A 14936-nucleotide genomic window follows, 5' to 3' on the forward strand; every position below is an offset into this window, starting at 1 on the left:
TGCATTCTACAGTATTTCAGACCAGACACAACCCCCTTTTTTATTATTTTCTTTTGCATGTTTCTTTTTTCTACAAAATCAGTGTTTTCGTTGTTTTTATCAGCTATTTACGTATAAAAAGCAGGCTCATGGCCTGCTTTTTATTATTTTCTTTTCGATTTAGTCAGTGAAAGTCACACGTGCAATGGCTTTTTTACCCGATTGAATGATTAAAGTGACATTCTCTTTTACAGAGTAGCTCATATCGACTACATTCCAGTCAACTTTAACTGCACCACGACTCACGGCGTCTTTTGCCGCAGCTGCATTCGGGTTTAAGCCTGCAACACGCAGAATGGTTGCAATAAATAGCTCACCACCAAACTCACCACGAGAAATGGTCACTTCTGGGGTATCTTCTGGTACTTCGCCTTCAGTTACACGGTTACCTGCACTCTTATGTGCATTTTCAGCCGCTTCTGCATCATGGAAACGTTCAACCAGCTCGAGTGCCAAGATACGTTTGATTTCTTGCGGGTTACGACCTGCTGCCATTTCATCCAACAAGACTTTGATTTCATCTAATGACTTAAAGCTCAGTAGATCAAAGTAACGTTCAATTAAGCTATCTGGCATCGACAGGATTTTTTGGTACATCGCACCTGGGGTATCAAATACACCAATATAGTTGCCTAAAGATTTAGACATCTTATTAACGCCATCCAAACCTTCAAGAATCGGCACAGTAATACACACTTGTGATTCTTGACCGTAACGACCTTGTAGGGTACGCCCCATTAACAAGTTAAAGGTCTGGTCTGTACCACCTAACTCGACATCTGCCTCAAGTGCAATCGAATCATAGCCTTGTACCAATGGATACAAGAACTCATGAATTGCAATCGGTTGATGGTTGTTATAGCGCTTAGTAAAGTCATCACGTTCTAACATGCGTGATACGGTTTGCTGGCTTGCCAATTGAATCAGATCAGCCGCAGATTTTTGATTAAACCATTCCGAGTTAAAACGGACTTTGGTTTTATTCGGATCTAAAATTTTGAAGACTTGTTCTTGATAGGTCTTTGCATTGGCAATTACTTGCTCTTGTGACAAAGGCGGACGCGTTGCACTTTTACCCGTTGGGTCACCAATCATGGCCGTATAGTCACCAATCAAGAAGGTGACTTCATGTCCCAAATCTTGAAAAGTTTTTAATTTATTAATTAGAACCGTATGTCCTAAGTGTAAATCAGGAGCCGTTGGGTCAAAGCCTGCTTTTACACGGAGTGGACGATTCTCTTTGAGTTTTTTCAATAAATCTTCTTCAGAGATAATCTCGTGCGTGCCTCGTTGAATGAGAGCAAGCTGTTCTTCGGCTGGCAAGAAATTTGACATCACAAAACCTAAACACATCAGTTATTCAATTTGTGCGATATACTAACATTTTTTCAGCATCTTGCAGGATAAGTTGTATATGAGCGCAATCTATATTGGTGTAATGACAGGCACGAGCATGGATGGTGTTGATATTGTTGCAACTTCATTCGATCCATTAACACTGCATGCCACGCTAACCGTGCCTTTTGAGCCTGAGCTACGTGATGAGTTAATGGCGTTGACCCTTCCAGATGACAACGAAATTGATCGTATGGGTAAAGCTGATGTTGCTTTAGCACAAATGATTGGGCATGGTATTAATGAACTGATTGAAAAGAATAATTTAGATCGCACTCAAATTAAAGCCATCGGTTCACATGGGCAAACCATTCGCCATCGTCCTGAGCATGGTTTTACCTTACAAATTGGTGACCCCAATATCATTACCGAAATCACGCAACTGCCTGTGGTGTCTGATTTCCGTCGTCGTGATATGGCAGCAGGTGGCCAAGGTGCACCTTTGGTACCCGCCTTCCATCAAGCCTTATTCCTACATGACAGTATCCACCGTGTCATTTTAAATTTAGGTGGTATTGCCAATGTCAGTATGTTGCCTGCAAATGATTTAAACGGCGTATATGGCTTTGATACAGGCCCTGCCAACATTTTGATGGATGCTTGGTGTCATCGCCACACTGGACATCCTTATGATGAAAACGGCGACTGGGCCGCCTATGGCAATCCAATTCGTTCTTTATTGGATCGTCTACAGAATCATGAATTTTTTGCCAAAGAACCACCAAAGAGCACAGGTCGCGAAGACTTTAACCTAGAATGGTTGGATGAGCAGCTCAGCGATTGGCGCAATGATCTGGAATATGATGAACTGGAAGATACACCAGAGAATGTTCAAGCGACCTTAATGAAACTCACCACACGTGCGATTAAAAAAGCAATTTATCGTAGCAAGGAATGGATGCCGACAGGTGAAATCTATGTCTGTGGTGGTGGTGCCTATAACTCACATTTACTTGAGCAACTACGTTGGCGCTTACGTAAACATAATTGGTCAGTGCAAACCACGGATGTGCTTGGTCTAGCGCCAACCTGGGTTGAGGCAACTGCTTTTGCATGGTTGGCTATGCGCTTTGTACAACAACTGAGTGGCAATTTACCTGCGGTGACGGGTGCAGCAGGTGATCGTATCCTCGGAACAATCACCACGGTATAAAACAAAAAAGCTTCTCAATCGGAGAAGCTTTTTTTATATATCTAGATTCGGTTAGATCGAGAATGATGAACCACAGCCACACGTTGTGGTCGCATTCGGGTTCTGAATCACAAAGCGTGAACCTTCAAGTCCTTCAAGATAATCAACAACTGAGCCGATCAAATACTGGTAGCTTAAAGAATCCACCAACATTTTTACATCACCATTCATGAACTCAGCATCATCTTCATTGACGCTTTCAGCGAAATTAAAGCCATAAGAGAAGCCTGAACAACCACCACCCGTTACATAAACACGCAACATAAGGTCGTTATTGCCTTCACTTTCGCGTAGTTGGCGAACTTTTTTGGCAGCATTATCTGACAATTCTAGAGCTTGGGCGTTCATGATGGACTTTCCTCGACTTCACTTCGTCTTTAATAAATAAAAGACCCGATATTCAGTATAGCATACTCAATATCGGGTCTGTATTTGAAGTTTAAAGTGCTGTTAAAGACTTTTTATACGATTATTTGTAGTTCTCGTCTTGTAGGCCACATTCAAAATTCTTGGCATCTTCACGACAACGGAATTGCCATAGCAATTTCATCATACGCTTGTCATAGATTCCTTTAGCGGTCAGATTAATACGCGCTTCACGCATTAATTTTTGATAGCCGGGTTTATCAGAAGCTGGAACTTCCATCCAATATTTTTGTGGAATGTCTGCTTTCATTTTTCCAAGAATGGTAAATGCACGTGGCAATTGTGCCTTCACCCACTCTCGAGATTTTTGACCAAAACCAGCAGGGAATTTATCTGGATGAATGATTAAATTACCAGTTACTTGTAAAATTGGGTAATTCACAATCGCCCCTTTGGTTCCCAAGCCCTTATACAGTTCCAAAGGTTTGAACGCTGCCGCTGGTGCCCCAATTATATCCACCTGACCATTGTTAAACTTAGCACCAAAGTTGGTGATATCTGAACTGACCGCTTGTGCACCGACTTGCGAGGCCATAATTTTTTGGGCTTCGTCATAATCTAAAACGGCGATTTTCTTACCTGCTGCCTTGGCAACTGTATTGATATTACGGTCATTCACCAATAAATAGGCATCACCCACAGGAATAACACCAACCACCTCATATTTTCCATTCACCATCGCTTTAGCAAAGGTCGGGCTGGCTAAACCCTGCATCACTTTAACGGCCAATTTAAGGTCGGTAATCGCCCCGATTGCATCCAATGAACCCGTAAATTGGTTAAACTGACGACCACGCATGCCTGTGATACTCACGCCATCACATTTTCCTGCTTTAAAGTCTTCTGCAATTACCGCTTCATTCGTTCCAACTTTAAGCTCAATATCAGCGCCCCAAGTTTTTGCGGCAAGCTGATAATCCTTCATTAATGCATAGACATCGCCACTTTTACCCACGATATCAAATACACAAATTGTTTGTTTTGCCTGAGCAGCCGCAGATACCGCGGCGACCCCAGTCGCAAGTAATAAAGTTTTAAACCATTGCATTTTATTTTTCCTTTGCATCTATGCTGATTGTTGTTGCATCACACCCAAACATTAAAGAATTAGCTGACATCCTGCTCTGGGTTTTCAAATGAATCTGTATTTTTAATTCCATTTGGTCCAATCATCCTGATTAAACCACATTTTAAATCTTTAGGATTTCATTTGGTTTCCTGTATGTTGCTATGATTACGATCTTTGAAAATAAAGACAATGACTCAAATGACAAGCATTGAAAAACAAAAAGCCTAGATAAATCTAGGCTTTAAGTATTGATTATGGCAATTCTGGATTATTCACCCGGTAATGCACATTCAAAGTTTGCTTTGTCTACTGAACAACGGGCTTTCTTCAATACAGACATCATGCTTGCATCGTAAATACCACGTTTAGTTAGGTCCATACGACCATCACGTAATAATTTTTGATATTTCAAGTTGTCTTCAGCACTCAAGTTCATTTTGTACTTCGCTGGAATTTCAGCTTCATAACGTTTGATCATAGAGAATGCTTTTGGAAGTTGTTTCACAAAGTAATCACGAGATTTTTGACCAAAACCAGCAGGGAATTTCTCTGGACGAATCACAAGATCCGCAGTCACTTGTAATACAGGGAAGTTAAACATCGCACCATTTGAACCTAAGCCTTTGCTTAATTCTAATGGTTTGTAAGCATACGCAGGTGCACCGACCATATCTACTTGGCCGTTATTAAATTTAGCAGCAAAGTTAGAAATATCAGAAAGTACCGCTTGCGCGCCTACACGTTGAACCATGATTTTTTGCGCATCGTCATAACCCAATACCGCGAATTTTTTACCCGCTGCTTTTTCAATTGAGTTAATGCTCTTGTCACGTACGAAAATGTAAGCAGCGCCCATTGGAGCGATACCTGCAACTTCATATTTGTTACCACCCAAATTTGTGGTCATTTTGGCTGCATTACGTGCATCCAATACATAAGTAATCGCACGTTGTGCAACTTCATTGCTTGGCGCACCGCCCAATGAATCGACTGAACCCGCAAATTTGTTATAAGGACGAGCACGCATTGCTGTCATCGCAACAGCAGCACATTTACCCGCTTTAAAGTTATTGTCTGCAACCTGTTCATCCGTGATTGCAAGTAAGTTGACATCAGCGCCCCAGCCTTTCGCTGCGAGTGCCCAGTCTTGCATCATTTTGTATGATTCACCTGACTTTCCTAATAAGTCGAATACACACACATCTATTGCTGCTTGAGTAGAAGCAGATACACCAAAGATCGAAGTTGCTGCAAGAGCAAGTGCAATTTTTTTCATATTTTTCATCCTTTCACAAACTTTATGTTTGTCTCCTTGTTCGAAGCAAATATTAATCATGTTTTTTGAAAAAAAATAGAGCTTATACTCTATTTTTATGACTGGATTGTTTACTTTTTACCCTCTTTTATCTATTTCTATTATTTTCATAGGCAATTTTGTTATATATACCTAATTTTATGTATAGATTTAGATCTATTCAGTTATTCTCCTTTTTTATTCACCACTCAAAGTACACTCAAAGTTAGTCCGTTCAACCGTACAACGGGCACGCTTGAGCACATTCATCATACTCGCATCGTACACACCTTGCTTGGTTAAATTCATGCGCCCATCCCGCAACATTTTTTGATAACGGGTTTTATCTTCATTGGTCAAAGTAATCTTTTTGGCATTCATTCCCGCTTCCAAACGTTGCACCATGGCAAAGTTACTTGGCAGTTTATTCACGAACCATTGTCGAGATTGTGGACCAAAACCACTTGGGAATTGCGCAGGACGAATAATTAAATCCCCCGTAATATTCACCACAGGAAAGTTAAACAATGCACCATTGACCAAGCCTTTACTGATTTCTAAAGGCTTATAGGCATATGCGGGTGCCGCAATCACATCCACCTGACCACTATTAAATTTTTTCACAAAATCAGAAATATCCGATGGCACAGCAACCAGATCGATACTTTCAACAATGGCCTTTTGTGCTTGATCGTAATGTAAATAAGCGAATTTTTTGCCTTTGGCTTTTTCAATGGTATCGATCTTTTTGTCGCGAACAAAGATATAAGCCAACCCAACTTGAATAATACCCGCAACTTCAAATTTCTCCCCGTTCATCGTTGCGGTTAAGCGATGCTGATTGCGTTTATCCAGTACATACGTAATCGCCTTTTGCGCAATAGCATTACTGGTGACTGCGCCGACAGCATCGACTGAACCTGCAAACTTATTATATTTACGTGCACGCATCGAAGTCATATAGACCCCATCACACTTGCCTGCATCAAAATCTTTTTCCGCTTTTTCTTCGTCTTGATAAGGAATTAATTCTACATCGCCCTGCCATGTTTTAGAGGCAAGCTTCCATTCTTCAATCAGTTTATAAGACTCCCCAGCCTTACCCAATAAATCAAAAACACAAATTTGTTGTTTTGCCTGTACAGGAGTGCTCATGACAAATAGAGCTGTAGCACTCAATGCCCAAAGTCCTTTTTTCATCTTGTTTTTCCCTTACTTTGCTATTTTGCACAATTTTCCATCAGCGCTTATTCAATATAGTCAGATTTTGACCAAAAGAATAGCGCTTTTATATACATATGTCGGGTTTTCATCTGTTTTACCCATCTGTATCACAGAATCAGATCTGAAGATGGGTAGGCGATAAAACCTGCCCTGTAATCCCGATTTACTCACCGCCCAAGCTACATTCAAAATTGGTTCGGTCTACCGTACAACGCGCGCGTTTCAGTACACTCATCATACTGGCATCGTAAATACCGCGCTTGGTCAATCCCATACGTGCCTCACGCAAGATTTGCTGATAACGGGTTTTATCCTCGTTACTGAGGTTGATTTTGTATTTGGCTGGCAGTTCTGATTCAAGACGCTGGATCAATGTGAAATTGGTATTCAGACGACTCAGAAACCATGCCCGAGAGTTTTGACCAAAATTACTGGAGAATTTTTCAGGACGGATAATCAAGTCCATAGTCATATTCACCGCTGGGAACGTAATAATCGCACCCTCATTTCCCAATCCCTTTGACAATTCTAAAGGCTTATAGGCATAAGCAGGTGCCGCCATAATATCGGCCTGACCCGTATTAAACTTTTTGGCGATATCAGAGATATCCGCAAGTACCGCTTGTCCACCTAAGCTTTTGACCACGATTTTTTGTGCTTCGTCATAACCCAGCACTGCAAATTTTTTGCCTTTGATTTGCTCAATGGTATTCATCTTCTTGTCTTTGACAAAGATATAGGCCAAGCCAATTTGTGAAATTCCTGCAACTTCATAATTTTCATTATCAACGGTGCTGATCAAACGGCGTTGATTACGCTTGTCCAAAGCAAAACTAATCGCTTTCTGTGCAATCGCATAGCTGGGCACCGCTCCAATGGCATCAATCGAACCTGCAAATTTGTTATAACGGCGCGCACGCATCGAGGTCATATAGACGCCATCGCATTTGCCTTGTTCAAAGTCATTTTCTGCCAACGCTTCATTCTGATAGCTGATCAGAAAGGTATCACCACGCCATGCTTTAGCAGCCAAGGCCCACTCTTCCATGGCCTTATAGGCTTCTCCAGATTTCCCCAACAAATCAAAAACACAAATTTTGTTCGCTGCATGTGCTTCTGTATAAGTCCCCAACACCAGCATTGCCCCCAATGCAAGAATTCCCTTGTTCATCCTTAAATCCTATGCTGCTACTTTTAGTCTTGTTGCATATTTTTTCATATAATTTAAATAATAATCTGATTCGTGTCACAAAAATAGAGCTTTTACTCTATTTTATCATTGATTGATCATCTCAATCCGAACAACTTGATCTTAAATATAAAAATTTGCATTCATGGGCGATCACCTTAAAATGCAGCTATCTATTCGCTATTTTGCATGCTCATGATCCAATTTGACCAAGTTTCATTACGCCGTGGTGGGCGAGTTCTGTTCCAAAAAGCATCAATGCAGCTTCATCCAGGCTGGAAAATTGGTCTTACTGGGGTGAATGGTGCAGGTAAATCGACCTTATTTGCTGCATTTTTAGGAGATTTGGTCGCAGATGAAGGCAATTTGAGCCGTCCTGCGGTGTGGACTGTGGCGCACATGGCGCAAGAAATTAAAGCCTTAGAAATGCCAGCGATTGATTTTGTGCTCTCAGGCGATGAAGAATACTGGGACATTCAAGAAAAATTAGCGCATCCAGATCAACTCAGTAATGATGACTTGGCCCGACTGCACGGTCGTTTCGATGAGATCCATGGTTATGCAGCGCCTGCCAAAGCAGCACAATTGATGGCAGGTCTGGGCTTTCTCGATCATCAATTAAAATTAAATGTCGCCAGCTTCTCGGGCGGGTGGCGCATGCGTTTGAACTTGGCGCGTACCCTCATGAGCCGTTCAGACCTGCTGTTATTGGATGAACCGACTAACCATTTGGACTTGGATGCAATCTTGTGGTTAGAAGACTGGCTCAAAGCTTATGAAGGCACATTGGTCTTGATTTCACATGACCGTGATTTCCTCGATGCGATTACCGATCATATTCTACATATCGAAAATCAAGAACTGACCTTATATACCGGTAATTATTCCACCTTTGAAACCACCCGTAGTGAACGTTTAGCACAACAACAACAAGCTTTTGAAAAGCAGCAAGAAACGCGTGCACATCTACAAAAGTTTATTGACCGCTTTAAAGCCAAGGCCACCAAAGCACGTCAGGCACAAAGTCGAATTAAACAGCTTGAGCGTATGCAACAATTGGCGCCTGCGCATATTGATACGCCATTTACCTTTAGCTTCCGTGAACCGACCAAAATGAGTTCACCTCTACTGAGTTTGGATGCCGCTACAATTGGCTACGGCGATAAAATCATTGCTGAAAAAATTCGTCTGCAAATCACCCCAAGTTCACGCATTGGTTTACTCGGGATGAATGGTGCCGGCAAATCAACCTTGATCAAGACCCTTGTCGGTGATTTACCATTGCTCTCAGGGGAGCGCAAAGCCTCTGAACTGCTCAACATTGGGTATTTTGCTCAGCATCAAATGGATGCTTTGGATGCCCATGCTAGCCCAATGCTGCAATTGGCACGTATTGCCGACAAGCACATCAGTGAAGCTGCTTTACGTGCCTTTTTAGGTAGTTTTGGCTTTAGTGGCGAGCGTATGGACACCCCATGTGAGAGCTTCTCTGGTGGTGAACGTGCACGTCTGGCGCTGGCACTGATCGTATGGCAACGTCCCAATGTCTTGATTCTGGACGAACCAACCAACCATTTAGACTTGGATATGCGTCTGGCACTAACCATGGCGCTACAGGACTTTGATGGTGCGGTAGTGCTGGTGTCGCATGAACGTCAGTTGATTGCCAGTGTCTGTGATGACTTGTTATTAGTGCATGCAGGTCAATGCACAGAATTTTCAGGTGATCTACAAGACTACGCCAAGTGGTTACGTGAAGCACGCCAGCAACAGATCAATGCACAAAATGCCTCACAACAGCAAACTACAACGACCCAAGCCCCTGTCGCAAAAGTAGATAAGGAAGCACAACGTAAAGAAGCAGCTCGTCGCCGTGAAATGACGCGGCCAATTCGTAAAAACATCGAAAAAGTCGAAGCTCAAATTGAAAAGGTTCAACCACGCTTAGCTGAGATTGAACATGCTTTAGCGGATAGTGCCCTATATGAGGCCGACCGTAAAAATGATTTGATCAAGCTGATGAATGAACAAAATGAGCTGAAAGCCAAGTTGGAACAGCATGAAGAACAGCTATTAGAGCTGATGATGGAACTGGAAGAGTTGGAAAGCTCTTTTGCAGATTAAGCTGCCAGCTGATTCATACACATCTCTGTTTGAGTGTGTATGAATCCCAACGTTTAAGGTCATTTGTTTAAACAGAAGCATCCCATTTATGGCCTTAAAAGATGCTTTGGATACTTAAAAACACTATGAATATCATTAAAAATGTCATGAATTTGTCGAGAATTTAAGATAAGGTAAAAATTGGAATTTTCTGAGAAAATTGAGCTTTAAGCTCAGGCTCGATATACTCAGCCCCCACTGTTGTAAATTTATAAGTGACGAATGAATCCTGAGGGTTAAATTCATTTCACATTTTTTGTACTTTAATTTGGTGAGTACTCTATTTTGGATCATACAAACTGAATGAATTCTTTAGATTTTATTTTTAATTTTGAACATATTCTACCAATCTTGGTACAAGAATATGGCTTATGGATTTATTTCATCCTTTTTCTGATTATTTTTTCAGAAACTGCTTTTGTTTTTATGTTCTTCTTACCCGGAGACAGTCTGTTACTCACTGTGGGTGCATTATGCTCTGTGGTTGAAATCATGCATCTTGGTTATATGATCAGCTTACTGTTCTTTGCAGCAGCACTGGGCTATATGGTGAACTACCATATTGGTCGTCATTTTGGCGACCGTATTTTCAATATGAAATCACGCTTTATTAAGCAAGAATATCTACAAAAAACCAATGTGTTCTTTCTAAAACACGGCGGAAAAACCATTTTGCTGGCTCGTTTTATTCCTTTTGCCCGTTCATTTGCGCCCTTAGCAGCAGGTTCAAGCAACATGAACTATAGCCATTTCGTTATTTATAACATCTTGGGTGCATTACTGTGGATCAGCGTCTTGGTCACTGCTGGATACCTGTTCGGCCATGCTTTGATTCAAGTGAGTGACTTTGTCGAAAGTTAATAAACACTTTTGCTGACAGCAATCTGATTATTCATTCATTTCAAGCTTAAATAGATCATTGATAGGTAGGCGATTTCATCGACTACCTTTTTTTAATCATTTTATTCAGTGTAAGGTTTCACGTGGAACGTAAAAAACAATAGTAAATAATAATGAAAATAATTATCAATAAAAATAAAATCACTTCATAAAACCACAAATCTTAAGGAAGCCCAATGCACTCATCCTCATTGGAAAATCAGTTATGAAGCAAACAGCAACTGCCATTAAAAAAACCAACTCGCGCTGGTTTCGCATTAACTTATGGATTCATCGCTGGGTCAGTTTGGTGATTGTAGTGCCCTTTGCGATTTTATCCATCACAGGGGTCATTCTGATTTTCCATGAAGAGATTGATCACGCACTTGGTGTCGAGCCCATGGCTCTACATTCTTCTTTACAACAACAACGACCGCTAGCCGACTCAATCACGACTGCACAGAGAACCTACCCTACTGAGCAGATTATCAGCACAGGCTATGACCCTGAGCATCATCCTGGTGTACTCCTCATCGGGATGGCGAAACCTGAACAAAGCTTTGAACAAGCGCGTTGGTTGTTTGCAGATATTGGTTCTGCAACGCTGATTGATCGACCAAATGAACGAGATACTTTGACTGGCTTCTTACTGGAACTGCATGCCAACTGGTTTCTAGGTTTTATTGGACAATTGATTGGGGCACTGATTGCTTTGTTAGTGTTCTTATCTTTGGTTTCTGGCTTGGTAGTCTATGCCCCTTATGTGAAAAAATTCTTTTTGGGCATTATTCGTTTTAGAAAGGGTCAGCGACTATTACAGCTCGACCTACATAATTTAATTGGCTCTGCAATCCTCGGTTGGGCCTTGGTCGTGACCTTAACTGGATTTCTACTGGGTTTTGGTACGGTTGCGATTGGAGTTTGGCAAATGACTGAACTGAAAGCTCTCCAAGACAAATATCAGCATGCCAGTGTGATTCATCCAAATTTAAGCATTGATCAGATCTATGCCGCTGCCCAGCAAGGTCAAACAGATTGGCACCCCACCAGTGTGTTCTACCCTAAAACAGAATACGCCACCCAAGGTCACTATATGGTGTTACTACAAGGCAATGAGGGCTTAAAAGAGAAGATGCTAAAAGTCGCCTTGGTCAATGCAGAAACAGGACAAGTCGATACTATTGAAGAATTACCGACCTATCTGAAAGCCATCTTACTGTCACAACCACTGCATTTTGGCAATTACGGCGGCATGCCCCTCAAGATCTTATGGAGTCTATGTACCTTACTCACCTTATTTATCACTTTAAATGGCGCATGGTTATGGTGGGCAAAACGCCAACAAAAAGGCTTAAAAGGAGTCAACAATGCAACTGTGGAATAAGTTAAGTGTCTTATGGCTACTGGCTTTATGCAGTATTTTAGGAATTGTTGGCATGCTGCTGATGGATGGTATTGCAGATGTTATTTTTTTGATCATTACCCTACTCCCTCTATTGGTTGCAGGATGGAGGGCTTATCTTTTACAGCGCGGTAAAAGATAAGCTCTTTTGTTTGATATTGATGCCTAAACTCATTAAGCATCAATATCTGCATTTAACGCATTTTCTTCAATGAAGGCACGACGCGGTTCTACGTCATCACCCATCAAGCATGAGAACATACGATCAGCTTCAATCGCATCATCAATGGTCACTTGCAACATATTACGGTTTTCAGGATCCATCGTGGTTTCCCAAAGTTGCTCTGCGTTCATCTCACCCAAACCTTTATAGCGTTGGATCATCATACCGCGACGTGAGTCTTGTAAAATGTGCTGCCATACTTGATGGAAGCTCGTGACCTGAATACGGCGATCACCTTTTTGCAGATAAGCCCCTTCTTCCAGCAACTTGAACCAGCTCTTCGAGTTCTTCAGTAAACGTGCATACTCAGCAGAATTTAACAGACCAGCATCTAATAGATACGAATGCGGTAAGTTATGCACATATACAGTGACGCGTGGCCAATAATGTGCTGATTTCTCGCCCTGCGCATTTTCTCGCTCAAACGCTTCTAATGTAATCTCGGGACGTAAGCTTGGTTGTAATTTTTCAATTGCAACACGTAATTGCTCTGCCCATGTTTCAACATAGTCGCGTTCATGGTTGTGATCTGTTTTAAATGCATCAAGCTCAAGTAAACCATCCAACAAACTTGCAGGATAACGCTGAGTCAGGCGTTGTAAGCTTTTTTGTGACACTTGATAGTCGGCAATAACACTGGCTAATGCAGCCCCATTAATCGCAGGTGCCTCAGCGCTGACATGCAATGCAAGTTCATCAATCGCATTGGAAATCAAGAAGGTTTCCAGTGCATCATTGTCTTTCATGTACTGCTCATGCTTACCTTTCTTCAACTTATACAATGGCGGCTGTGCAATATAGATATAGCCACGCTCAACCAATTCTGGCATTTGACGGAAGAAGAAGGTCAATAACAAAGTACGAATATGTGAACCATCCACGTCCGCATCGGTCATGATGATGATTTTGTGATAACGTAATTTGTCTGGATTATATTCTTCCCGACCAATACCACAGCCCAAAGCGGTAATTAAAGTACCGACTTCTTGACTTGAAATCATCTTGTCAAAGCGTGCACGTTCCACGTTTAGAATTTTACCTTTCAACGGTAAAATTGCCTGCATTTTACGGTTACGACCTTGTTTGGCACTACCGCCCGCAGAGTCACCCTCGACCAAATAAAGTTCAGACAATGCAGGGTCTTTTTCCTGACAGTCTGCCAATTTACCTGGTAAGCCCGCAATATCTAATGCACTCTTACGACGTGTCATTTCGCGGGCTTTACGTGCTGCGTCGCGTGCACGTGCTGCATCAATAATCTTGCCTGCAATCGATTTTGCGGCTTGTGGATTTTCCAGCAAATAAGCTGAAAACTCTTTGTTCATTGCCTGCTCTACTGCAGGTTTCACTTCACTTGAAACCAATTTTTCTTTGGTTTGTGATGAGAATTTTGGATCTGGTACTTTCACTGAAATAATTGCAGTTAAGCCTTCACGCGCATCATCACCTGTAACAGCAACTTTTTCTTTCTTAAGAATATTTTCACTTTCAAGATACTGGTTTAAACCACGGGTTAACGCAGCACGGAAACCTGCAAGGTGTGTACCACCATCTTTTTGTGGAATATTGTTGGTAAAGCAGCGAACATTTTCTTGATAACTTTCATTCCATTGCAATGCAACTTCAACGGCAATACCACTATCCGTATCAGCGGTGAAATGGAAAATCTCATTTAAATGGGTTTTACCTTCGTTAATGTATTTAACAAACTCAGATAAACCACCTTCATAATCATAAACATGTTCGAAGTTTACACGCTCATCACGCAATACAATTCGCACGCCTGCGTTTAGAAAAGAGAGTTCTCTTAAACGGCGAGCCAAAATATCGACATTAAAAATCGTTTGACTAAAGGTGAGCTCACTCGGCCAGAAACGAACTGTTGTACCCGATGTATCGGTTTCACCAACAACTTTTAATGAATATTGCGGATCGCCATGCGCGTATTCTTGTTCATGGATTTGACCCGCACGGTGAATGGTCAAATGCAATTTTTTAGATAGGGCATTTACAACTGAGACACCTACACCGTGTAAACCACCCGACACTTTATAACTGTTGTCATCGAATTTACCACCTGCATGCAGGATAGTCAGAATCACCTCTGCCGCCGACACCCCTTCTTCTGGGTGAATATCGGTTGGAATTCCACGACCATTATCCGAGACACTAACCGATTCATCTTCATGAATCGTCACGATAATCTCGTCACAGTGTCCTGCTAAAGCTTCATCGATGGCGTTATCCACCACCTCAAACACCATATGGTGTAGACCTGTCCCATCATCGGTGTCACCGATATACATGCCAGGACGTTTACGAACCGCATCTAATCCACGTAATACTTTAATACTAGAGGAATCATAAGCCTTTTCATTTGTTTGTTCTGTTTGAGAGACTGATTGAGACTCTGAACTCATGGTTACTCCCTAGTAATATTG

Annotated in this window: 12 protein-coding genes; 5 read left to right on the forward strand and 7 right to left on the reverse strand. The window is 41.7% G+C overall.

What is annotated here, in order from left to right; genetic code table 11:
• Positions 1-159: 159 nt before the first annotated feature.
• On the reverse strand, positions 160-1392 hold the full coding sequence (tyrS, locus tag A7P55_RS11950; RefSeq protein ID WP_171552270.1) for a tyrosine--tRNA ligase: 1233 nt from the start codon (positions 1390-1392) through the stop codon (positions 160-162).
• Positions 1393-1453: 61 nt separating this feature from the next.
• On the opposite strand from tyrS, the gene A7P55_RS11955 reads away from it, so the two are divergent.
• Entirely contained in the window at positions 1454-2587 is a 1134-nt protein-coding gene (locus tag A7P55_RS11955; protein ID WP_171552271.1) for an anhydro-N-acetylmuramic acid kinase, read from the forward strand.
• A gap of 51 nt (positions 2588-2638) precedes the next feature.
• Here the strand turns inward: A7P55_RS11955 and erpA are convergent, their stop codons facing one another.
• From erpA to A7P55_RS11980, 5 genes are all read right to left on the reverse strand, one after another.
• Positions 2639-2974 carry an iron-sulfur cluster insertion protein ErpA gene (gene erpA / locus A7P55_RS11960; RefSeq protein ID WP_005186235.1) on the reverse strand — a complete coding sequence of 112 codons (336 nt, stop codon included), beginning with the start codon at positions 2972-2974 and terminating at the stop codon, positions 2639-2641.
• Positions 2975-3095: 121 nt separating this feature from the next.
• Positions 3096-4100 carry a putative solute-binding protein gene (locus tag A7P55_RS11965; protein ID WP_171552272.1) on the reverse strand — a complete coding sequence of 335 codons (1005 nt, stop codon included), beginning with the start codon at positions 4098-4100 and terminating at the stop codon, positions 3096-3098.
• 289 nt (positions 4101-4389) lie between these two features.
• Positions 4390-5397: a putative solute-binding protein gene (locus A7P55_RS11970; protein WP_171552273.1), complete on the reverse strand. Its 1008-nt coding sequence runs from the start codon at positions 5395-5397 to the stop codon at positions 4390-4392.
• Between the two features lie 216 nt (positions 5398-5613).
• Positions 5614-6615, reverse strand: coding sequence for a putative solute-binding protein (locus A7P55_RS11975; RefSeq protein ID WP_004803362.1), 1002 nt, complete (start codon positions 6613-6615; stop codon positions 5614-5616).
• Positions 6616-6802: 187 nt separating this feature from the next.
• Positions 6803-7810 (reverse strand): putative solute-binding protein, encoded by a 1008-nt coding sequence (locus A7P55_RS11980; RefSeq protein WP_171552274.1) that lies wholly within the window; start codon positions 7808-7810, stop codon positions 6803-6805.
• Positions 7811-8023: 213 nt separating this feature from the next.
• Here A7P55_RS11980 and A7P55_RS11985 point away from each other — a divergent pair, with 213 nt between their 5' ends.
• The 4 genes from A7P55_RS11985 (at position 8024) to A7P55_RS12000 (ending at position 12414) form a co-directional block, all read left to right on the forward strand.
• Positions 8024-9952, forward strand: coding sequence for an ATP-binding cassette domain-containing protein (locus A7P55_RS11985; RefSeq protein WP_171552275.1), 1929 nt, complete (start codon positions 8024-8026; stop codon positions 9950-9952).
• Positions 9953-10294: 342 nt separating this feature from the next.
• On the forward strand, positions 10295-10852 hold the full coding sequence (locus A7P55_RS11990; protein WP_171552276.1) for a VTT domain-containing protein: 558 nt from the start codon (positions 10295-10297) through the stop codon (positions 10850-10852).
• 244 nt (positions 10853-11096) lie between these two features.
• Positions 11097-12254, forward strand: coding sequence for a PepSY-associated TM helix domain-containing protein (locus A7P55_RS11995; protein ID WP_171552277.1), 1158 nt, complete (start codon positions 11097-11099; stop codon positions 12252-12254).
• Positions 12238-12414 (forward strand): hypothetical protein, encoded by a 177-nt coding sequence (locus A7P55_RS12000; protein WP_171552278.1) that lies wholly within the window; start codon positions 12238-12240, stop codon positions 12412-12414. Before A7P55_RS11995 ends, A7P55_RS12000 begins: the two co-directional genes overlap by 17 nt.
• Positions 12415-12446: 32 nt before the next feature.
• Here A7P55_RS12000 and gyrB read toward each other — a convergent pair whose 3' ends face one another.
• The gene (gene gyrB / locus A7P55_RS12005; RefSeq protein ID WP_005201764.1) at positions 12447-14915 is read right to left on the reverse strand and encodes a DNA topoisomerase (ATP-hydrolyzing) subunit B; all 2469 of its coding nucleotides are present in this window, start codon (positions 14913-14915) and stop codon (positions 12447-12449) included.
• Between the last annotated feature and the right edge of the window lie 21 nt (positions 14916-14936).

The sequence above is a fragment of the Acinetobacter sp. Ac_5812 genome (assembly GCF_013072695.1).
GTDB lineage: Bacteria > Pseudomonadota > Gammaproteobacteria > Pseudomonadales > Moraxellaceae > Acinetobacter.